This window comes from Bradyrhizobium genosp. A (genome assembly GCF_049949275.1).
Taxonomy (GTDB): domain Bacteria; phylum Pseudomonadota; class Alphaproteobacteria; order Rhizobiales; family Xanthobacteraceae; genus Bradyrhizobium.
In genome coordinates this window covers 3446538-3468335 of record NZ_CP188196.1, presented here as the reverse complement: position 1 = coordinate 3468335, position 21798 = coordinate 3446538, and the positions used below count along the sequence as shown (strand labels likewise).

Genomic DNA, 21798 nt, shown 5'->3' with positions numbered 1-21798 from the left:
GTGCCGATCATGTCAGCCATTCGCGTCGCACTCACAGCTATCTGCGTGTTCACCTTCTCGATTGCGTCAGCCTCGGCCAATCCGTCACTGCCGTTGTTTCTGAAGAATCCCGATGGGGCGGCGATCCGGGCGCTCGTAATTGGCATCGACGCTTATCAGCACGTGCGCCCGCTAAAGGGCTCAGTTGCCGATGCCCGCGACATCGAAGGCGCGCTCCGCTCGATGGGCACGACCGATGTTATCACCTTGATCGATGGCCAGGCCAACCGCACCAGCGTCCTGCAAAGCATCAGCGCACTCGTGCAGCGAACCAATCCGAATGACCAGATTATCCTGTCGATTGCGGGGCACGGCGCTCAGGAGCCCGAGACCATCAAGGGATCGGAGCCAGACGGCATGCAGGACGTGTTCCTGCTCTCCGGCTTCGAGCCGACCCCGGAAGGATCCAGGCAGCGCATTCTCGGCAGTGAATTCAATCACTTCATCCGCCAGTTCGAATTGCGGGGCGCCAAGGTGCTGTTCGTGGCCGATACCTGTCATGGCGGCGGCATGGCCCGCGAAGTTGACCCGCGCGCGGCAGAGATGAGCTTCCGGCAAGTCCCGACCTATACGCTCACCGTCGACAAGCTCGTGCCTGTGCAGAACGAGAACGATCCGGTCACAGATCTCGATTTGGATCGCACCACTTTTCTTGCGGCTGTTGACCGCAACACCAAGGCGCCTGAGGTCAAGATCCCCGCTATTGACGGGCTGCGCGGTGCACTCAGCTACGCCGTGGCGCGCGCGCTCGAAGGGAGCGCGGATGCCAACGGCGATGGGAGGATCACTTTAAGCGAGCTCTTCAGCAACGTTCGCCAAGTGGTTTATCAGCTGTCTGATCAGCGTCAGAACATCGTTACCAAGAGCTCGCCGGGTAGTTCCTCGAATAATGAAGTGGTCTTTCAGCTGACGCGCGGCTTGACAGTTCAGCCACCATCAAACCCGCCTAACGGTCCGCAGGTGGCGATTGTCGATTCGAACCCGAAGGCGTCTTCCAGAGCGGCACCGGTGATTTCGGCTGCGCCCGTAGCCCCGGAGCCCCAAAAATCAGATTTGGCGGCCAACAAGATCACGACGCCCATCAGGCTTGCCTCACTCGATGGCAACAACAAAATCTTCCCGAGCCTCTCGTCCCGCGAGACCACGGTCGAGATCGTGCCCCCACTGGAAAATCCGGATTTGATTTGGGACCCAAAGTCGCGGGACGTGATCTCCTGGGGTGACGTAATTGCCTACCAGATCGATCCAGCCGAGCTCGTCACAGTCATCGACCGCACCGCTGCGATCAGGGAGTTGAAGCGGATCGCCACCAAGTCTCCGCAGCCGGTGCGTATCGCTCCAGATGACGCCCAGCACCACAATGACGAACCGGTCCAGATCGAGATGACGGATGTCGCCGGACGCTCGGTCATCCTGTTCGACATCTCCGGTGACGGCACGATCCAGATGCTGTATCCGATCGGTTCCGACGCGGCGCCGACGCAGACGGGAAGCCTGCGCCTTCCCTTGCGGGTTCGCGGGCCCTTTGGCGCCGAACAGGTGGTCGTCATCAGCACGACGCAGCGGCTAGTCGATCTCGAGCAGGCTCTTCTGCAGCTCAACAGGCGGAAGTCACCGGGTCAGATGATCAAGGTCATGGCAAAGTACCTACCGGCGGATGCACGCGTGGGCTCGATCGGATTCTTTACTGCACCCTGAACTGCACCCTGAGGTCGGGCATGTTGCCACGCAGCATCTGCGAAGCGCTTCTCAAAGGTGCGCTCCTGTCTCTCCTGGGGACGCCGGCCAACGCAGCCGTAATGATTCTGGAAGGGGGCAATCCCTCCTCTTCAAATTCGCCGCCCGCGGTCCTGACTCCGCCGCCAGCAGTGTCCGCGCCTTCTCCAGGAAACGCATCCTCCCGGCCCACGCTGATGCCCTCGCCGGCGCCTAGCGAAACGCCACAGGCCCCCTCGATACCGCCTTCACCATCCGCAGCGGCATCTCCAGCTCCGACGGAAACCCCAGAGCCGATTGCGCCTGCCGTACCGACTGGCACAACAGCTCCAGCGATGCTCGACCTCGCCGGTGTAACCCCATCCAATCAGGCCGAACTGTCGGTCCAGATGCTGCCGGGCCAGACCGTCACGGTGGGCTCATACGTGTCGTTCAAGATCAGCAGCAAGAAACCGGGCTATCTGGTCCTGGTCGATGTGGATGTGAGAGGACATCTGACCCAAATTTATCCCAATACAGCCGCGCTTGCGCGCACCAAGCGAACCAACGGTAACCTGATCAAGCCGGGCAACCCGCTGACGGTCCCCCTTCCCACTGACCCCTATGCCGGCGTGCGTTATCTGGTATCCCCACCTAACGGTCAAGCAATGGTCGTCGGCATCCTGAGTGCAGCCCCCGTCCAGATCCTCGATCTGCCCGACGTTCCGGCCGAGATCCTCGGCAAGCCCGATATGATTGTGGCGTATCTGTATAAGCGCGTGCGGGAATTACGCGTTCCCGACGAGGACAATCAGCTGCGGGAAACCAAATGGTCTTTCGATGCGCATCCTTATACAATCCAGTGACGTCCAGCTGAGACTTTGAAAGGGGTCGAGCGAGCCATGGATTGGCCTGTGATTGGCGCCGTGACAGCCGTGGCCATTGTTGGTGGGGCGGTGGCTTACGAGGCGGTCACCCTGCTGAGATCCGACATGGCCTCCACGAAGGCACCGCATGTTTTGGCGAGCTACGGCACCTCGGTCGAGCGCACGGCGTATGACATTCCCGGTTTCGGCAACAGCGCTTCTGCAGAACGTGCGCCGAGCTTTCCGCTGATCCGCCTGATCGACCCGGACCGCGCGCCCGACCCGGCGAGCACAACTTCGGTCCTGTCCCCGCCGAGCAAGACGCCGGCCGACAATGCAGCGCGAAAACTGCCGGTACAGGAATCAGCCAAGCCGGCACCCCACCCCACAGGCGAAGCCAAGCTTGCCAAGTTGACACCAACGGACACCGCTAGTCCTGCGCCGTCTCTGGCCTTGACGCCAACGCGCGCCGAACAATGGCGCGTCATTCCGACGGCAAATGCAAACTTCCGAAATCTTGGTGGGCACATCGACGCGGCCGGCGTCGTCGATAGCATGGCAACCCCTTATCTGAGGGACGCACTTCGACAGCACAGCAGATTTGCGCAGTTGCCGCCTGATATCAAAACACAGATCCTGACGCAGAACATCGACCTGCCGAGGTTGGCACCCTATCGCGGACTGATCGGCATGGACGATCGAATCCTCGATCAAGAGCAGGGCATTAAGTTTGTCAGAATTCGCTAAATAATAGGTCATAGCCCTGGTTGCGACGAAGTCTGGCCAGCCGTGCCACAGCGGCGGTTGGGCGAGCGGAGGCAGGTCGATCCGCGGCGGCCCCGGTGGCTATTGAAGTTCGCGAACCAATCGGAAGCCGTTGGCGTAATAGCGCACATCGAGATCGTAACGGAAACGTGCGGCCGAGGTAGCCGCGTTAGCCTTGTTTGCAAACGAGCCCCCCCTCAGCACCTTCTGACCGCACTGGCCAGTCATCCAGGCGGATCCGTCCTTAGGAGCTCTCGCATAATTGTCGTTCCAGCAATCTTCGACCCACTCATAAGCATTCCCAGAGGTGTCGTAGAGACCGAAGCCGTTGGGCCGGAACGAGCCCACCGGCATCGCCTTGTGCACAGCTGTCGCATCGCAATCCTCGCAATTGGCGTTGCCACGTCCGACATCCTTGCCCCACCAAAACGTCGAGGTCGTGCCAGCGCGCGCTGCATATTCCCATTCAGCTTCCGTCGGCAAACGATATTTCCGTCCCGTCTTTTGCGAAATCCAGGCGGCGAACGCGCGTGCATCTTCCCAGCTAATCCCGATAACTGGCTGACTGCCGCGTCCCCAGCCGTGATCATCTCCGCGCGTCTTGCAAGCGCCGTCATTCACGCAGGCATCCCATTCCGTAAAGGTGATTTCGCGTCGACCGATTGCAAAAGACGCAGCGATGGAGACGCGATGCGGCGGCGAAGTATAGGGCGTTTCACGACTTCCCATATCGAACTCGCCAGCAGGAACAACGACAAGCTCGGTACAGTCCGCGCAATCGCGGAACACTTCACCAGGCAAGGGGACCGGCTGTTGCGTGATCGCCACTGGCGTTGTGCGCGGTTCGGACGGAGCTTTGGCGTCGAGAGGTGGCGCAACCAGATGGCCCGCGAATAACAGGTAGACGAAGATCATTCTTCCCATCGCCCCTTGGTTATCTCAACACAGCTTGCTGGGAATCGCCGTGCTCATAGCGGCGCCATACACGCTTGTGGTCGACAGCTCAAACGCAGAGGTTGTTGGCTACCTGCAAGTCTATTGCAACATATAGGCAATCACTATAGAATTTTCGTCGGGTCTTTCGCACCGCGTTGCTCAATTTTTAAATATCAGGCTCGGGCCAATATCGAAGCTCCAATTGCATATGCAGGCTCTCGCTAGACATTGATACTTGGGTGCCAGCCGGCAGCCTGACTCATGGAGGTTTTCGTGCTTGATCGTTTCCGGCTCGTCGCTTCGATGTCGTTCGTGATAGCAGCGGTTTCGGGCGTTGCCTACGCACAGCCCAAGCCGGTCGGGGGACCGACGGCCAGCGCACCCGGCGCCGCCGTTTATTTCGTCGATCTCAAGGATGGGCAGACGGTTCCCACCAAATTCACCGTGCATTTCGGCTTGAAGGGAATGGGCGTTGCGCCCGCTGGTTCGGACAAAGAGAATTCAGGGCATCACCATCTGCTGATTGACACCGATTTGCCCCCACTCGATCAGCCGATTCCGAACGACTTTAATCACCTTCATTTTGGCGCGGGTCAGACGGAGGCCGAAGTCACGTTGACGCCGGGTGACCACACACTTCAGTTGTTGCTCGGCGACAAGAACCACGTCCCGAATACGCCGCCTCTCCAGTCCGAGCGCATCCACGTCAAGGTCGTCGAAGGAGCAGCGGCACCGAGCGCGTCCAGTGCCTCGCCGGCACCGATGGCTCATGCCCATACTGGCCGTCATCCCTCGCCTCCCGGCGCGAAAGTCTATTTCGTCTATCCGACCAACGGCGCCTACGTAACGCCGACGCCCATCGTTCGCTTTGGCCTGGTCGGCATGGGTGTGGCGCCGGCCGGCTTCGAAAAGGTAAACACGGGGCACCATCATCTGCTGATCGACGCGCCCTTGCCGCCGCTCGATCAACCCATCCCGAACGACTTCAATCACCTTCATTTTGGCGCAGGTCAGACCGAGGCGAAGGTCACAATGCCGCTGGGGCGCCATACCCTGCAGCTCCTGCTTGCCGATGAAAACCACATCCCGCACGATCCGCCTATCTATTCGGCACCGATCCAGGTCACTGTCACGGAAAGCGGACGCCGTCCTGTGGTACGAAAAAGGCACCGTCGTTACTATCAGTAAGGGAAGCTGGGAGTAGGCTCACGCCGGTTCAAGGGGGAGCTTACGAGGTCGAGTTGATGTCATCGAAAGAACGATCTGCAATTTGCGGCCGGATCGACTGTCTAAAATCGATGAATCCCGCTGCTGCGCTTGGAACCTCGGCCCGTAAGCTCAGTTGGGGCCGTGTTCTGGTTCTTTGTATCGTCGGCCTTCTATTGGTGTTTGCCACCGAGGCAAGAGCCGAACGTCGGGTTGCCTTGATCATTGGCAATTCCCACTACCGGGATTCCAGCCTGACTCTCACAAACCCGGTTAACGACGCCCGCGATGTTGCAAAAGCATTCCGAGAACTAGGTTTTGACGTCATTGAAACCATCGACGCCGACCGCCAGGTGCTAGACCGCAGCATGGCGAATTTTGCACGCGCAGCGACGAATGCCGACACAGCGCTGTTTTACTATGCCGGCCATGCGATCCAATATCAGGGTCGCAATTATCTGATGCCAATCGATGCTGAGATTCAGGACGAGGTCAGCCTGCGCTTCCAGCTTGTTGCCGTCGACGATGTCCGCACCGCGCTCGATCGCACCAATGGAGTCAAGATCCTAATCCTGGATTCCTGCCGCAACAATCCGATCGCCGATATGCTACAGCGCCGGGCCGGCGAAAAACGGGGAATCCAATCGCGCGGCCTGGCGCGCATGGACAAGACTCAGGGCATGGTCGTGGCTTATTCGACCTCGCCAGACGATGTTGCCGCTGACGGTACCGGCCGCAACAGCCCTTTCACGGCCTCGCTGCTGAAATGGTTGAAGCAACCGGGCCTCGAAATCGAAAAGCTGTTTCGCCGGATCGCATCCGACGTGAACGCTTCGACCGATGGTCGCCAGCGGCCGGAAACCTATGTATCGCTCCTAAGCGATTTCTATCTGAACCAGCTCGATCGCGACGCCTATGAGCAGATTAAGGACACGTCCGATCCCGCGATGCTCAAGAGCTTCGTGCAGCGATATCCCGATTCGGTCTATGTCACGGCGGTTAAAACGCGCCTGCAAGCGCTTGAGATGGCCACTCAAGAACAGAAGTTGCGAGAGGCGCGTCTCGAGGATGCGGCTCGCCTGGCAGCGGAGAAGCAACGAGCCGATGCAGTGCAACGCCTGCTCGATGAGCAGCTGGCCAAGATGATCGCCGAGCGGCAGCGTGTGGATGGAGAACGACGGCAGCGCGAGGAGCAGGCGTTGAAGCAGGCTGCGCCCGAGCCGCAGCGCCCCGATGCGAGGCCCACGGCACAACCCGATACACAGGCCGCCAGAGCCGCTGCATCGGAGCCCGCTAAACAGATTGTGCCCCAGCTCAAAGCTGCAGCACCGGCGGTCGAGACCACAATTGCCTCGCGCGATCCTCCCACTCCGACGCCGCCGGTCCCTGCGAACTGCGATAAGGACCAGGAGCGCCTGGCGCGCCTGCGTAGCGATTTGTCCCGCGATGCCATTGACCAGTTTGAGCGCGAAATGACCTGCGAACGCCTGCGCCCGCAGCTGGCACGGCTGCGCGAAAGTCTGCCCGCGCCATCCGACAGCTTGCCCAATAGCCAGGCGCCGTCCAACCCGCCGGCCGCTGCAAACGCGTCACCGCCCTCCCCGCCTGTCGTAAACGAGGTCAAGCAGACCGCGAACGCGCAGCAGTCGATCAATCAAGACGACGCCTGCAAGCGTGATGCTAGCCGACTGGCCGAACTCCGCGCAAAACCTGTTGCCTCGGATATCGCCGAATTCGATCGCACGCTCGCCTGCTCCAAACTGCGGCCGCAGCTTTCTCGCCTGAAGGAGAGTGTGGCGTTCGCCGCACCCGACGGGTCGCGCGGCATTGAAAACTCCGCCCGCGCCCCCTCCCCGGCATCACAGGCTGATGCGCCGTTAAGCGTGCCAGCGCTGTCCTGTGATCAGGAGGCGAGCCAGCTGTCGCAGTTGCGCAATCACGGTACGCGTGAACTAGTGCAGCAATTCCAAGACCGGCTTTCCTGCGACAAACTTAGACCGCAAGTCTCGCGGCTTCTCGAAAGCCTCGGCGGCTGAGGCTTTCTGCGCCTGCGCGCGGGCCCCGGCTTACGCGATCTCATTACGCACGCAATGTACAGGGAACATCACCGATGAGGCTGGAACATCCTGCGTTCTCTGCGTGATGGTCTCCTCCGTTTGCTTCGTGCTCAACGGTGACGAATTCTGCCTGGTCACCGTGGCCTGGCCGGCATGCCGCACCTAGTCGATGTCCCGTCGCCACGGCGCTTGGGGATGACGCCGCCTCCGATGCGCCCCAATGATTACTCGCGTGAACCGACCCCATTGGCGGTTTGGTTTTTGTCTTTTTGGCGATCTTCATGCTGCTTTACGCGATTGTTGAGAAGATGCCGGTAAGGTAGGGTGGCCGGTGCAATCGTCAACGAGCATAGGCGAGAAGGAAAAGCGCCCGCCGCTCAGCGGTATAACGAAAGCCGCGCGTGGATAAGCAAGGTATTGTGTCAATTGAGGTGGCCGATGGAGCTACCTGTTCTGAGGATCGATTTCAAAACTCACCCTAATATCGCAGATAACATATTTGACGCTCAAATGGATGGCGCACCAAAGGTCCTGACATATGACGGGACCAACCCCATGGTGCGTAAGGCGGCGATGAGCTTCAACGACGGCGGCTATTCTGGAAAAGTGCCGATTCTTAAGCCTAGTCCGGCCTTTCTAGCGGGCGCCAAGACAGATCGCGACGAGTACCCTTTTGCTTGTACGCTGGAAGGCGGTTCCGCCAGCAGAATCGCGCATGTTCCGTCAGGCGAAAATCGCTCCGCGGGAGCGTTGATGCTGGCCTTCTTCAATAAACACGGGATGGCGAAAGGCTCTCATTTCCGGGTTCGTGTTATCAGTCACCAGCGCGGTGAGGTCATGCGGCCGTGCCGCCTGAAATGCCATGGATGCGTGGCCTTCTGCCGTTAGGAATTGAAGTCCGTGGCCTCCGAACCTGGGGGAAGGTTCGCTGGACGCTGACCATGGCGGCGGGTCGGGAGCTGAGCGGCGACTGGCTAAAATGCTTCCCGTCTGCTCGTTATGGAAAACACGGCCCGTGGCCCATAACGGCGCCGAGTGGCTCCTTCGCCCGCACGATGCGGGAACAGTACCGAGTAGCTGGCAGCGCCTTACGTTCCTACACCCTCAGGCCAGCCCGCCAGCAGAATATCGGGGCCGAACATGTGCGTGCTCACCCGTTCTAGATCCTTGGGCATTTGCGAAGCAACCGGGTTAGTTCTATAGACCACCTCCCAGTCTATATCCTTCCACTGTTTGTACTTCCGTTTTGCGAGTGCGCTATAGGCTGACGGCAGATAGAGGGGCTTTGTGGAGTTGCCGTGAGGCCCGGGCGAACCAATCACCACGACCAAATGGATGCGGATGAGAGTCTCCGGCTTGTTCGAGGCCAGGAACGCAAGAATGTGTCTCACATTATAGCCGCCGCCTGAAAATCCGTAGAATGCCGCTACTTGTTCATCGTTGAGAAACGCCTTTATCGCTGCCGTCGCTTGCGGACTGGACTGGCTTTGCGGTTGGCCCGGCTTATCGAGTACAACAGGCTCATAGCCTTTCCGGCGCGCATATTCGCTCGCAGCTCGGACGTGCAATGCTCCGAACGGCCAAGCAATGTTGGGGTTTCCGCTCTCATCCGGATAATTGCCTGCAGGAGCACTATTGCCCCTCAGGATCAACATCTTTGGATTCGGCAATGCATTGCCTCCAGCAAAAGAAGTCCTCCAACTAAGATATAAATTCGAAAAGCAAAGCGGCCGGACGCGCCTCCTGGCACTGTAGCGTGCCGTGAAGAAAGTGCCTGCTCGTGCCCACAATCAACAGTCGATCCAAACCGGAAAAAGGTTCAAAAATACAAATCGGTGAAGCTGCAGCTCTCGACTATCTTGTCGAGACGATGAATCAGAAGTCGCCATCTGTTTCGGACTGTGCAGAAAACAAACGCCGCCTGAACGCAGCTCATCAGTGGCAGTTTCTGATGCCCTTAGATGGTCATCGCGCTAGGACGCCTCTGCGCCACTACCCGGACCAACTTTCCGTCCTATGTCCCTAGACCACCTTCTCCAGAGGCGCTAACATTTCGCCCTCAGCGACACAAACGTTTAACCCGGCCTGAAGTGAACGCATAACTCATGAGCGTGGGTCATTTGAACGAAGGCTTGCAGGTTATTTAGCCCCACTCGTTCTCCGGCAATGAACCGGCGGCGGCTTCGGTTCTTGAGGCCGGCTTCAATCACCGCCAAACCTCTTGCATCGTTTTGTTCACGTCCTCTGGATTGATGCTCGATACGGCTTGCAGGGCGCGAGCACCTTGCGGCGATGGCTTAGCAAAGCTGTCAGAGGGCGTCGATGTCGCACTCTCACGTAGCCGGCGACGATCGGCTGTATGGCCGACACGTCAGTCCCTCCCCAATTCGCGGTTTGGCGTTTACGTAGCGGGCTCAACTAGTGGCTCTGCAAGTGATTTTGACGGGTTGCGTCCAGCGGCGGTCAGATTAGCTCCGGCAGGCTTTTGGGATCAACGAGGACCTCGATGCTTCGAGGGGTCCTTGGCTGCCTTCTGATGAGGCCAACTCGTTCCAGCGTCAGCACCATCTGGTGAACCGACGGCGGGCTGACGCGGAAATATTCCTGCATGTCGGTTTCGGCCGGGGGCCTGCGATGCAGCCGGGTATAGAGGTGGATAAAAGCCAGATACTGCCCCTGCTTGGGCGTGAAGGTTTTTGCCGTAGGACTCACGCGGCCATCCGATTCAGTTGTTCGTGCGTGCCTCGAATGAGGAGGCACGCCATGAATGTACGCTATCGGATCGAACTCAGCCAAATCGAGCGCACCGAACTCAGGGCGCTGCTCAACGGCGGCAAGCATGCGTCCCGCAAGCTCAAGCGCGCACAGATTTTGCTGGCCGCCGATGGCGGAGCCGGCGACGAGGAGATCGCCAGGAGCGTCGGCGTGGGCGGTTCGACCGTGTACCGGACCAAGCGACGCTTCGTGGAGGGCAATCTGGAGCGGGCGCTGAGCGAAGAACCGCGTCCCGGAGCGGAGCGCAAACTCACCGGCAAGGAAGAAGCCTTGCTGGTGGCGACTGCCTGTACCAGCCCGCCAAAGGGCCGTGCCCGCTGGACGCTCAAGCTGCTGGCAGGTGCGATGGTCAAGCTCACCGAGCACAGGAGCCTGTCGCACGAGACGGTTCGGCGGCGCTTGGCGGAAAATGACCTCAAACCCTGGCGCAAGGACATGTGGTGCATTCCGCAGGTCGATGGCGAATACGTCGCCCGCATGGAGGACGTGCTCGACCTCTACGCCGAGGCGCCCGATCCCAAGCGGCCGGTGGTGTGCTTCGACGAAAGTCCGGTGCAGCTCATCGGCGAGGCGCGTCAGCCGATCCCGGCCGAGCCCGGACGGCTCGCTCGTTACGATTACGAGTATCGTCGCAATGGCACCGTCAACCTCTTTGTCCTGCTCGACGTGCATCGTCCCTGGCGCAAGGTCAAAGTCACCGAGCGGCGGACCGCAGAAGACTATGCCCACTGCATGCGCGACCTCGTCGACATCCATTATCCCGACGCCGAGACCATCCGGGTCGTTCAGGATAATTTATCGACCCACTCCGCCGGCGCCCTGTATCAGACGTTCCCACCTGCCGAAGCCAGGCGGATCTTACGGCGGCTCGAGTTCCACTACACTCCCAAGCATGCAAGCTGGCTCAACATGGTTGAGATCGAGATCGGCGTCTTGCGGGGACAGTGCCTCGATCGCAGGATCGACGACCCCAAGCGACTGCGCCGCGAGATCACCGCCTGGGAACGGCAGAGAAATGCCGCACGCTCCCGCATCAAATGGATGTTCACTACGGACAAGGCCCGCGCCAAAATGGGCCGCGCCTATCCCGACACTTCCAAAGAGTCATAATCACGGTGCAGAGGTACTAGGTCAGGTTTACGTTAGTCCTGCGGCATTGGACGCCATCTTTCGTGGCGCGCCACAAAGGCAAGTGCGGTCTAGGGATGTCTGGCAGCTTAGTGGGGGCTATCCAAAGACATCAGGCTGAAGAAACGGGCTGGCGATATCACGCTGGAGGAAGAGGTTGGCGGTGATACTAATTGAAGACCGGGCGGTGCTTTACTTGATGGCGGAGGTCTTGCAAAATCTCCTTAAGCAAGTGTTCTGTTTTAATGCTCGCCATAGCGCCTCATCGCACCATTGACGATCAGTTATGTGTGAGCTGCTGCCGGTTTGATGGACACCGAGATTGGGCGTTTCATGAAGCCGGAGGTGGTCATGCAGAGGCGGAAGTTCAGTCGAGAGTTCAAGGTCGAGGCGGTCAAGCTTGTCAGGGAGCGAGGGGTGTCGGTGGCGCAAGCGGGACGGGACCTGGGTGTCCATGAGAACGTGCTGCGCAAATGGGTGAAGGAGTTGGGCTCCGACCCTGTGCAGGCCTTTCCCGGCCATGGGCAGATGAAGCCTGAGCAATTGGAGATCGAGCGTCTGCGTCGCGAGGTCACCAAGCTGAAGGCGGAGCGGGACATCCTAAAAAAGGCCGCTGCCTACTTCGCGAAGGAAGCGACATGAAGTTCGTCTTCATCGCGAAGCACCGGAATATCTGGCCGGTGGCATGGCTATGCGAAGCAATGGGCGTATCGCGGTCGGGCGTCCATGCTTGGCTGAACCGATCGCCCAGCGCCAGATCCCGAAGCGACGAGACGGTAGGCCAGCGGGTCAAGGCAAGCTTCCTTGCCAGCGACCGGACCTACGGGGCACGGCGCGTCTGGAGAGACCTTCTGGCAGACGGCGTCAACTGCGGTCTGCATCGGATCGAGCAGCTGATGAGCCTGCAGGCCTTACGGGCGCGGCCGAGACGCCGGCGCCTGCCGAAGGATGAAGGCGATCGCAGATAGCGAACGTGCCGGCGAACCTTCTGGATCGTCAGTTTGTGGCCGAGCGGCCGAACCAGAAGTGGATCGCCGACTTCACCTACATCTGGACCGCCGAGGGCTGGCTCTACGTGTCGGCGGTGATCGACCTGTTCTCGCGCCGGGTGGTTGGCTGGTCGATGAGCGCCAGTATGACTGCGCAATTGGTTGCGGACGCCCTGTTGATGGCAGTCTGGCGGCGCGGCAGACCGGATGCTCTGATGCATCATTCCGATCGCGGCAACCAATACGTCAGCGAACAGTTCCAGCGCTTGATGGCTGACAGCAGCATCGTTTGCAGCATGAGCCGATCCGGCAATGTGTGGGACAACGCGGCGATGGAGAGCTTCTTCTCGTCGTTGAAGACCGAGCGCACCGAGCGCAAGATCTATCGCACCAGGAACGAGGCAAGAGCAGATGTGTTCGACTACATCGAGCGGTTCTATAACGCCGTCCGGCGTCATTCGACGATCGGATACCTCAGCCCTGTTGAGTTCGAGCGCAAGGTGGGATCAGCTTAACCGGGTGTCCATCAAACCCGCAGCAGCTCAATCCCACGTTTTGTCTCAAGGGTGCTGAAGCGGGACACGGTTCGCCGGCCACCTCGAAGCGCAATGACGAGATTATCGGCATCTTGGTGACTTACCGCCACCGGTTGCAGGTTATGCGGCATGTGTGGACCGGCAAGCTTGCGTGGCGATGGAATCCGGATGTGGGTAGGCCGAGTCAGCAAAGAAGAACGCAATTATCTATAAGCGCACACGCGAGCCGTTTTATTCTCCCAACATGCGCCGTTGCGTTTCAGTTTTCCCAGGCTCGTATGGGCGTGATTGGAACCTGACGTCTCGTTCCAATAGCCACGAGCGCCGTCGCTATCTATGTTGACGTAGGCAAAATACTTCGACCGATGCCTTTCACCGACGCCTATCGAGAACGAGCCCTGATCGTCGTTGATCGCGATTTCACATTGTTCATCGAGATAGGTTTTCCTTGCCACCTGAAGGACGCATCTTCCGGTGGCGGCGTTAATTGCGGCAGGCGCAAAGGCGATAGCGAACGCGCATAAAAACAAAACGACGGGTCTCATGTTTTTAGCGGCCCTTATTTTGGCTAGCCAGATTTTGATTATAAGCCTGCAACGCAACGGAGGCGTGGAGTTTCCTGTCTTTCTCGTTGGGAATGCCGGGACCCTCAAAGTGGATCATAAAAGAATGAGTGGCAGTGTGCAGATCGGACTTCTTTTTCAGCACGGCGACAGCATGTCGGTGTGTAGTTTGCAGTTCGTGCTCCAGGAATCCTAAGCTCGCGGCCGCGCTTTGCCGAGGTAGTCCATTTGCGTCCGCCCAAGCAAAAAAGGCCTTACGGCGGGGACCCGTCCACTGAGCCCAGCCATACCCGCCCTTGCCCTCTGGTTGGCCAATTTCGTGGTAGGCAGTAAAATTTCGGCTTTCGGTTCCCAGATTGCCGACGATGGCGGCGGCCTGAACGGGCGTAAGGTCGAATGTCGATATCAGATCTTGCATGATCGCCGGCGCGAGTTGAATAAAATGAGGCATAGTCGACGGAGGTCGGTGGTCCCGACGGTGATGATGTCGGTGGGCAGCATGTTTGTGCGATTTGGCCAAAACCCCCTCCAATGGACAGTTCGAACATCGCGAAAATCAAACAACCGTTGGTAATTAAATACTCTCGCCCTGGCGAGCCTGCCAATGCTATCAACAGACCAAACCAGGGCAACCCACGATTGTCTCAATCCCTTGGTCTGACCAGTGATTTGGCGGTTCACTGGGATCGCGAAGGACATGATGCGGTCGGACGTAGTAAGATCCCTCCAGAACCTCGGCCGAGCTCATCTTGGTGGCGACTTTCTTGCTCAGCGCCTCGCTCGTCATGCGGGACATCTCCAATCAGACCAATCGCAAGACAATAATCACGCCGGTGGAACGCAGCACGCCGCGCGGACCGCCAAGGCGCTTGGCATCTCTCCATACGCCACCCTGGCTGCTCGCTCGCATCGACGAGTTGGTCGAATAGGACTGTTTTGTTCCAGTGCTCGAGTCTGCAAGTGGCCCATCTCGCCCGTTGACGCAGCGCCGATCCATGTCAGTTGATAGGGGCAAACCGGAAGGTTGCGGCTGGGTGCCAAAGTAACGCTTGTGACCCAGACTGTGTGAGAACCTTTTTCCTTCCCCCAAAAGCTGCACGCAACCGGGGACAATCGGCGTCGACACGACGGTCTGAGGATATTTTTGCTTATCGAGTCCGGAGTCAACCCGGGCGCAAGCTCGGGGCACGCTGAGCGACATGAACGGTCGCACGATGCGCATAACAGCACGAACTCTTCACGCTCGGATTGCGCGCTGTATAGCGGCGGCGATTGCGCGAGCCGTGATGCGGCGGTTCTGCCAATCCGCTGAGATCCCGTGAGCGGTAAGATAGCCATCAGCGGACTCCAGACAGGCCTGCTCCATTCGGGCAATTTTGTAGACTTCCGGCTCGGGGGCGGAAAAATCAATCGACTGCAAGCGAGCAGCACTTTGCTGTTCCCTGGTCGGCGGCGACCCAAACAGCCGATCGCCAACGCCGATATCCGAACTGGTCTACTGGCTGGGATTGTCCCTGTACTGCTCCAGCCAGCGGTCATACGAACCGGCGGCCAGTTGGTGGGCTTCACGCTCGGTCAGAGGTTTCGGACCTGCGCGCAGAGTGGCCCATCGAGCCTCCAGCTCGGCAAGCGCTTTCGCAAATCGCTGCTTGGCCTCCACAGGGTCGCGCGTGTTGAGGCTCAACTTCTCCTCACGCTTCCCGACAAGCTTACGCAGCTCCTCCGGAACGGCCTTCCGGAGCTGATAGATGCCAGTTTTTGGATGCTTCCACGGACGCGACATAGCGAGGGGCATTGTACCACCCTTTTGTACCAATGGGGCAGCGGTAAGTCTTTGGAATTGCTGAATTGCTTTAGATATCAGGCCCTTGGAAGAGCCTTGGTGCCCAGGGGCGGAATCGAACCACCGACATCAGCAGCCCCGCCCCACTGGGCGAAACGAAGACAGGTCCCTTCGCCGAGCGAAAAACGAGATCAGCTTCTCAGTCGCAGGTGGCTGTCCTGCTCTTGCTAATTCGATCGCGTCCAGCCCGATGTCCGCATCATCGCTCAGACCGATTGCTCAGATTTGCCGTCGATTGATTTTTCTTGATCTCCCAGTGCACACGTCGTGCACACGCCACCTTCTAACTATCTGAAAAACTTGAACTCTCGCTTCCAATCCATCATGGGCAAGCTTGATCTAGTCCAGCCACCAAGGTCTAACGAGATCTAGTCAACAATGGCGCGTCTTGCCGATGGGAGCGCACACGACCGAACTCCCCGCCCTGCCCCGTGACCGATGAGCCCAGCCTAGGGTCAAATCCTGGATAGGATTTGAACCTATGACCTTCAGAGCTGATGATTGCCGAAAGGGTTATTCAACACGCTGGCCCGCGCGCCAGCCCATCTCCCAGAAGTCTGCCTCGAGCCGGGTAGCTTCCTTGAAGATCGCAATCAGTTCTGCCTCGCGGGCCGGCGCGGCGTAGAGATCGGCGAGATGCTCCAGGTGCGCCCGCGCTTTCGCCGCGACCTCCTGGTATGGCACGCCGGCGTACTCGGCGATCCAAACGCGATAGGAGTTCGTCGCGGCGCCCGCAGCGGGTCGCGAGGCGAGCCGCGTTGCGATCTCCGCGTACCCGATCACGCAGGGGGCAAGCGCCACCTTGAGTGCCAGCAGATCGCCGCGCATTCCAGCGTCGAGCACATAGCGTGTATAGGCCAGCATTTCGACCGCTGGAGGGGTTTGTTCAAGGTCGCTCGGGGACAGACCCCAACCGGCACAGAGCTTCACATGCAGGTTCATCTCGATATCAAGGATGGCCGAGAGGCCGGCCGCTGCTTCACGCATGTCGGCAAGTTTGGGCGACTTGTAGACCGAGAGCGCGTAGGCGCGAGCAAACTCGATGAGGAACAGGTAATCCTGAGCGAGGTAGTGACGAAACGCCGCTTCGGGGAGCGAGCCGTCTGCCAATCCGCTCGTGAAGGGATGCTCGGTGTAGGCCCGCCATTCAGCGGATGCTTCTGTCTTTAGACGCTCGAAGAAACTCACGGCCTTTTTCACCTGCCTTGCTTTTCCATGAAAGTCTCGGCTCGCTACCGACAGCGCATTGCTAACCGCGTGGACGGTGAACTTGGCAGGCCGCCGCGATCATCCGGTACCATGGCGTAGGGAATTCGCTTGCCGTCGTTCGCCGGCACTGACTTGCGTTCTCACGTTATCACGAACAGAAGGCACATGTCCTAAGTCCAGGCTTCGATTGCACCACACCAGTTTCGTACCAGAAACACGAAGCGCAGCGAACGTGGTCGAACTCCACGAAAAGCGCAGTAAAATCAATGAAATTGATCGATATCCTCCCGCTCATAGCGGTCCGGTTGCAGGTTCGAGTCCCGCCCGTGCGGCAGAGGCGCTTAGTTGCTTTCATTGCTGGGCAGCAGCTTCATATTTATGGGGTCATGCCCCTCAGGAGTTTATTCCGTGCCGCAAGCTATCTTATCCGCGCAGAGTCGACATCTACGTTCTCCTGCCGAGTTAGCCTCCATCATCACAATCGTCTATGAGCGCATCGAACGGGACCGGCGCCGCAACTGCTGGATCTATGTGCGGCCCATAGAAGAAGCGCTGGCCGAGGCTGATGCCCTTGCGCAGCGAGCGGAGAAGGGTGAAGTCCTGCCGCTTCTTGGCGTGCCATTCGGCGTCAAGGACAATATTGACGTTGAGGGCATGCCAACGACAGCAGCCTGTCCGTCATTCGAATATGTGGCTGCGCAATCCGCTAGATGCGTCGAGAGATTGACGGCCGCGGGTGCGATCTGTCTTGGCAAAACCAACCTAGATCAATTCGCAACCGGACTGTCCGGCACCCGCTCCCCCTATGGCACCTGTTCCAGCGCTGCTAATGATCTGTATGTTTCCGGCGGTTCGAGTTCCGGTTCGGCTGCTGCCGTAGCATCCGGCCATATTTCCTTCGCTCTCGGCACAGATACCGGCGGCTCGGGCCGGATTCCCGCAGGCTTCAATGGGATCGTTGGGATCAAGCCAACCGTGGGCCTCGTCTCATCCCGGGGGCTTGTGCCGAACTGTCCGACGCTCGATTGTCCTTCGATTTTCTGCAATTCCATTGCCGAAGGTCGAATTCTGCTCGGGTTGATCGAAGGATTCGACGACACCGATCCTTCTAGCCGCCAACGGATTGCCTCGTCCTCCCCATCTCCTCGCAAATTCCGGTTCGGCGAGGTCTCTGTCGGTCATCTGAATTCATTCGGTATGCCGGAATGTAATGACCTCTACAGGCAGGCATGCGCGAGACTTTCGGGACTGGGAGGCCAAGCCAGACAAATTGACTTCACGCCTTTCGCCGAAGCCGGTGAAATGCTCTTCTCAGGGCCTTGGATTGCTGAACGTCATGCGGCGATCAGTAAGCTCTTCGACATCGATCATGGAGAACTGCTTGAAGTCACCCGCAACGTGCTGAGCGCAGCTGCCCGGTTTTCCGCAATAGATGCGTTCGCCGCGCAACATCGGCTGTTGAAGCTGCGACGCCAGATCCAATCGCTTTTCGAGGAGATCGATGTCTTGGTGGTACCCACCGCGCCACGTCCCTTCACGATCTCGGAGATGATGGAAGATCCTATCACGCTCAATAGTCGGCTCGGTTATTACTCCTATTTCGCCAATCTCGTGGACTTGTGCGCGGTGGCAGTTCCCAACGCAACGCTCGGCAACGGTATGCCGATGGGCATCACTTTGCTCGCCCCTGCGTGGCATGACCATGCTCTTCTTGACCTTGCCGAGCGATGGCTGCCCGATGGGAAGGCTGCACTGTTCGATCTAAAAGAATATCCGAGGGCTCCGTCTTAGACGACTTCGAGATCGAGAGCACGTAGATTGAGAATCACAATCAGGCCTCGGTGATAACGAATGACGCCCCTTGCCTGCATGCGGGAAAGCTGCACCGTAACCCATTGGCGAGTTGAGCCGATCAGATTAGCGAGATCACCATGCGTGAACGGGATTCCGATTACGATCTCACGGCCTTGCTGCGAGCCGTAGATATTCGAGAGGAAGACTAACAGACGATGCAACCGTTCGGTAACCGAGCGGGTCCCCAGCATTTGCGCCATGGCCGAGTAGCACCGTGCCTTGAAGGCAAGTGCATCGAGAAGAGCGACCGCGATACTGGCCGATTGAAGCGCTAGCGCGCGTAGGGCTGGGCCGGGCAAGAACGTCACCTGGCTCGTCTCCACCGCTACCGAAGACCACACGTGGGCACCAGTTCCGAACAGATCCGGGCCGCCGACGAAATTGCCGGCGAACCAGTAGGCCAGCGTCACCTCACGTCCGGAAGGAGCCGCGTAGTAGCTGCGAATGCGCCCCTCTTCGATCAGATAAATCCCGTTCTGGAGGTCGCCCTGCCGCCAGACATGCTTGCCTGCCTGCAGGACCTCCTCGCGGCCGACAGCGAGGATACGACGCCGATCAGCCTCACACAACGGATCCAACAAGCCGGGCAGCGACCCGACCAGAGCATCCGATCCCGCCAGCATGATGCCGGTCGTATTCCTGAGACTTGCCGCTGACATCTGATCGCTCCCTTGCCGCCGCAAGGAAAACCATTCAAGAGCCATGCCAGACCATGCCGTCGGGCGCCTACGTCTTGATTTCCAGTTGCTCGAAGGCCCTGCGGCCTTCCGAGCGGATCAGGTCAAGGCAATCCCGCTTGAGGGCGAGATAGGCAGCCTCCGCAACGATGACGCTGGAGCGCGGTCGCGGCAGGCTCACTTGAAGATCTTTGAGGATGCGGCCTGGTCCCGCGCTCATGATCAGCACACGATCAGAGAGAAGGATCGCTTCATCGATGTCATGTGTGACGAAGACGATTGTTGCGTTGATCCGCTCGCGGAGCTCGAGCAGATTGTCCTGCATGACCGCCCGGGTCTGCGCATCCAGCGCTCCGAACGGCTCGTCCATCAACAGTACGCGCGGCTGATTTGCGAGGGCACGGGCAATCGCAACCCGCTGCTGCATGCCTCCCGATAGCGTGTGCGGATATGCCGACGCAAATTTGGTCAGTCCGATCATCTGGATAAGGTCGTCAGCAATCCGCAGCGCCTCCGCTTTCGGCTTGCCGAGGGCACGCGGCCCGTGCGCGATGTTCCGGCGCACCGATTTCCACGGAAACAGATTTGGCTGCTGGAAGACCATCCCGATCTCGGGCCGTGGCGCGAGTATCGCTTCGCCGGCTATGAGCACTTGGCCTTCGAACGGCTGCTCGAGGCCGGCCATCGCATTCAGAAGCGTGGACTTGCCGCAGCCGGATGGACCGACGATCGAGACGAATTCCCCCTGAGCTACCGCCAGGGATACGCGGTCGACCGCGATGACCTGTCCGCTCGGCACATCGAAGACGATGCTCAAATCCTCGACCCGGATGATTGCCTGACGCGCCGGGGCGGAAGGCGAGTGCGGATCCACGAGCCTGAGCGGCTGGTCTGGACGAAGCAAGCTCGAGGTCATCGCCACCACACGGCACGTTCGGCAAGAGTCGCGAAGGAACGGTCGGCGACGAAGGAAAGCAGCCCGAGAGCCGCCAACCCGCCCATGACCTGACCCGTTTGCATGTTCTGTTGCGCAATTTCGATACGATAAACGATACCAGCGAACGCTCCCGCCAACTCGGCGGCGACCAGCGTGTAGAAGGAGATACTTACCGCGGTCCGAAGACCGACAGTGATATAGGGCAGCGCGCCAAGAAGGACGATCTCCCACAGCATCTGCGGCTGCGGCGTGCCGAGCATCTGGGCGGCACGGATAAGTCCGGGATCGACCTTCTGCACCCCTATGTGGGTCGCAAGCCATACCGTGAAGAACACGCCCCAAACGACCAGGAAAAGCTTGCCTGTCTCCGAGAGGCCAAACCAAAGGATGACGATCGGCACGAAGGCGACGGGAGGAATTGGACGAAGGATGTGAAACAAGGGTGAAAGCAGGCTAGAGACCAGCCGGAACCGGCCAGTCAGGACGCCGAGCACGATCCCGCCCGCGGCCCCGATCGCAAACCCTCCGGCCACGCGCGAGAGACTCGCCATTAGGTCGCCGAAAAATTGTCCGCTGCGGATCCATTCGAGAATGGCGACAGCGACGGTCGATGGCGGCGGAAACAGCACGGCGTTCACGATGCCGGAGCGTGCAACCAGTTCCCACACGCCTGTGAAAGCGGGCACGGAGAGGACGGCGACCAGTACGCTCAGCCGTGCGATCGCGCTCGCACTGTTGCCTCGCCCGACGCTCACGGGCGCGCCTCCAGTGTGACGCGAGCTGGATCGAGGGCCTTCAGCGGCGCCGTCACCAAGACTTTCGAGAAATCGGGCATGCTCGCTCCAGGGGGATGATTGCCGGTCTCGAGCCGCCAAGCGGCATGGGTTTTCAGAGTCGCGAGAAGCTTGTCGTCGAGGCGCACGTGGTAGACATAGTCTGGCCAGATCGAAGCCAATTCATCGCGTTTCATCCCGGTCGCTCCGGCGATGACGTCGATCGCTTCACCCGGATTCGCCTTGAGCCAGCCCTCGGCTTCGATGAGGGACGCCAGGAACTTGCTGACGATCGCCGGGTTGGCCGCGAGGTAAGACTGCGTAACGACAATATTGAAGGTCTCCGAGTAGAGACCTCTGGTCTCGAGCGGGATCGCGCCTTCGCCAAGAGCCTTCTTCGCATTCGCGACGTGCGGCTCCCAGGTATCGAACGCGTCGATGCTGCCGGCCGCCATGGCGGGAAGCATCTCCTGAGGTCGCAGGTTGACGAGCGTCACGTCCTTCGAAGTCAGGCCCGCCGCTTTCAACAGGACCGACGTATACACTTCGCTGCCGGTTCCGGCCGTAAAGGCGATTCGCTTTCCACGCAGATCGGCCTTCGTCCTGATACCGGCAGAAGCTGCGGTCATGGTCTTGAGATCCGAATATTCCATCCCCGCCACGAAGGCGATCGGTTGTTGCGCCATCGCGGCCGCCGTGACCGGCGCCTCGGCGGTTGTTGCGATATCCGCCCCTCCCCCAAGCACCGTATCGAGGCACTGCTTCCCGCTGGTGAAATTGGACACCGAGATCTCGAGCCCCTGCTTGACGAAAATGCCCTTCGCATTGGCGACAATCGCCAGTCCCGAGATCGGCCCAAGATTCTGGGCGAGCCGCGCCTTCAGCAATTCTTCGGCTGTCGCGCGCTCAGGCGTGGCAAACAGGAAGGACGCAGATAGCACGAACACGGC

Annotated in this window: 19 protein-coding genes, 1 tRNA gene and 1 pseudogene; 9 read left to right on the top strand and 12 right to left on the bottom strand. The window is 59.4% G+C overall.

Annotated features, from left to right (window positions below; genetic code table 11):
* The first annotated feature begins 9 nt into the window (after positions 1-9).
* From ACP2YP_RS15970 to ACP2YP_RS15960, 3 genes are all read left to right on the top strand, one after another.
* Positions 10-1737, top strand: a complete 1728-nt coding sequence (locus ACP2YP_RS15970) for a caspase family protein (RefSeq protein WP_426425243.1) — start codon at positions 10-12, stop codon at positions 1735-1737.
* A 353-nt stretch (positions 1738-2090) separates the two neighbouring features.
* Entirely contained in the window at positions 2091-2600 is a 510-nt protein-coding gene (locus tag ACP2YP_RS15965) for a DUF4384 domain-containing protein (RefSeq protein ID WP_426425242.1), read from the top strand.
* A gap of 36 nt (positions 2601-2636) precedes the next feature.
* A complete protein-coding gene (locus ACP2YP_RS15960; protein ID WP_426425241.1) occupies positions 2637-3347 on the top strand; it encodes a hypothetical protein in 711 nt (236 codons plus the stop codon).
* Between the two features lie 99 nt (positions 3348-3446).
* On the opposite strand, the gene ACP2YP_RS15955 is transcribed toward ACP2YP_RS15960, so the two are convergent.
* On the bottom strand, positions 3447-4280 hold the full coding sequence (locus ACP2YP_RS15955) for a formylglycine-generating enzyme family protein (protein ID WP_426425239.1): 834 nt from the start codon (positions 4278-4280) through the stop codon (positions 3447-3449).
* A gap of 294 nt (positions 4281-4574) precedes the next feature.
* Between ACP2YP_RS15955 and ACP2YP_RS15950 the strand changes: the two genes are divergently transcribed.
* The 3 genes from ACP2YP_RS15950 (at position 4575) to ACP2YP_RS15940 (ending at position 8452) form a co-directional block, all read left to right on the top strand.
* Complete coding sequence (locus tag ACP2YP_RS15950; protein WP_426425238.1) at positions 4575-5489, top strand: DUF4399 domain-containing protein; 915 nt, start codon at positions 4575-4577, stop codon at positions 5487-5489.
* Between the two features lie 56 nt (positions 5490-5545).
* Positions 5546-7543: a caspase family protein gene (locus tag ACP2YP_RS15945; protein ID WP_426425237.1), complete on the top strand. Its 1998-nt coding sequence runs from the start codon at positions 5546-5548 to the stop codon at positions 7541-7543.
* A 459-nt stretch (positions 7544-8002) separates the two neighbouring features.
* Positions 8003-8452, top strand: a complete 450-nt coding sequence (locus tag ACP2YP_RS15940) for a NucA/NucB deoxyribonuclease domain-containing protein (protein WP_426425236.1) — start codon at positions 8003-8005, stop codon at positions 8450-8452.
* A gap of 200 nt (positions 8453-8652) precedes the next feature.
* Here ACP2YP_RS15940 and ACP2YP_RS15935 read toward each other — a convergent pair whose 3' ends face one another.
* Both ACP2YP_RS15935 and ACP2YP_RS15930 read right to left on the bottom strand, forming a co-directional pair.
* The gene (locus ACP2YP_RS15935; protein WP_426425235.1) at positions 8653-9234 is read right to left on the bottom strand and encodes a hypothetical protein; all 582 of its coding nucleotides are present in this window, start codon (positions 9232-9234) and stop codon (positions 8653-8655) included.
* 793 nt (positions 9235-10027) lie between these two features.
* Positions 10028-10405 carry a LexA family protein gene (locus ACP2YP_RS15930; RefSeq protein WP_426425233.1) on the bottom strand — a complete coding sequence of 126 codons (378 nt, stop codon included), beginning with the start codon at positions 10403-10405 and terminating at the stop codon, positions 10028-10030.
* Here ACP2YP_RS15930 and ACP2YP_RS15925 point away from each other — a divergent pair.
* Together ACP2YP_RS15925 and ACP2YP_RS15920 are read left to right on the top strand one after the other, a co-directional pair.
* Entirely contained in the window at positions 10328-11449 is a 1122-nt protein-coding gene (locus ACP2YP_RS15925; RefSeq protein ID WP_426425232.1) for an IS630 family transposase, read from the top strand. The two genes, ACP2YP_RS15930 and ACP2YP_RS15925, sit on opposite strands and share 78 nt — an antisense overlap.
* A 369-nt stretch (positions 11450-11818) precedes the next feature.
* Positions 11819-12971, top strand: a pseudogene (locus ACP2YP_RS15920) (IS3 family transposase).
* Positions 12972-13195: 224 nt separating this feature from the next.
* Here ACP2YP_RS15920 and ACP2YP_RS15915 read toward each other — a convergent pair.
* The 5 genes from ACP2YP_RS15915 to tenA all read right to left on the bottom strand — a co-directional run bounded on the left by ACP2YP_RS15915 (position 13196) and on the right by tenA (position 16586).
* Entirely contained in the window at positions 13196-13537 is a 342-nt protein-coding gene (locus ACP2YP_RS15915) for a hypothetical protein (protein WP_426425230.1), read from the bottom strand.
* Positions 13538-13541: 4 nt separating this feature from the next.
* Positions 13542-14006 (bottom strand): phage tail tip lysozyme, encoded by a 465-nt coding sequence (locus ACP2YP_RS15910; protein WP_426425229.1) that lies wholly within the window; start codon positions 14004-14006, stop codon positions 13542-13544.
* Between the two features lie 1044 nt (positions 14007-15050).
* The gene (locus ACP2YP_RS15905) at positions 15051-15350 is read right to left on the bottom strand and encodes a DUF6538 domain-containing protein (RefSeq protein ID WP_426425228.1); all 300 of its coding nucleotides are present in this window, start codon (positions 15348-15350) and stop codon (positions 15051-15053) included.
* Positions 15351-15435: 85 nt separating this feature from the next.
* Positions 15436-15491, bottom strand: a tRNA-OTHER gene (locus ACP2YP_RS15900).
* A 420-nt stretch (positions 15492-15911) separates the two neighbouring features.
* Positions 15912-16586 carry a thiaminase II gene (gene tenA, locus ACP2YP_RS15895; RefSeq protein ID WP_426426166.1) on the bottom strand — a complete coding sequence of 225 codons (675 nt, stop codon included), beginning with the start codon at positions 16584-16586 and terminating at the stop codon, positions 15912-15914.
* A gap of 429 nt (positions 16587-17015) precedes the next feature.
* On the opposite strand from tenA, the gene atzF reads away from it, so the two are divergent.
* Positions 17016-18398, top strand: a complete 1383-nt coding sequence (gene atzF / locus ACP2YP_RS15890) for an allophanate hydrolase (protein ID WP_426425227.1) — start codon at positions 17016-17018, stop codon at positions 18396-18398.
* On the opposite strand, the gene ACP2YP_RS15885 is transcribed toward atzF, so the two are convergent.
* The 4 genes from ACP2YP_RS15885 to ACP2YP_RS15870 form a co-directional block, all read right to left on the bottom strand.
* Positions 18395-19120, bottom strand: a complete 726-nt coding sequence (locus ACP2YP_RS15885; protein ID WP_426425226.1) for a Crp/Fnr family transcriptional regulator — start codon at positions 19118-19120, stop codon at positions 18395-18397. The two genes, atzF and ACP2YP_RS15885, sit on opposite strands and share 4 nt — an antisense overlap.
* 67 nt (positions 19121-19187) lie before the next feature.
* Complete coding sequence (locus tag ACP2YP_RS15880; RefSeq protein ID WP_426425224.1) at positions 19188-20063, bottom strand: ABC transporter ATP-binding protein; 876 nt, start codon at positions 20061-20063, stop codon at positions 19188-19190.
* Positions 20051-20830, bottom strand: a complete 780-nt coding sequence (locus ACP2YP_RS15875; RefSeq protein ID WP_426425223.1) for an ABC transporter permease — start codon at positions 20828-20830, stop codon at positions 20051-20053. The genes ACP2YP_RS15880 and ACP2YP_RS15875 overlap by 13 nt, the downstream gene beginning before the upstream one ends.
* Positions 20827-21735 carry an NrtA/SsuA/CpmA family ABC transporter substrate-binding protein gene (locus ACP2YP_RS15870; protein ID WP_426425222.1) on the bottom strand — a complete coding sequence of 303 codons (909 nt, stop codon included), beginning with the start codon at positions 21733-21735 and terminating at the stop codon, positions 20827-20829. Before ACP2YP_RS15870 ends, ACP2YP_RS15875 begins: the two co-directional genes overlap by 4 nt.
* Positions 21736-21798: the final 63 nt, after the last annotated feature.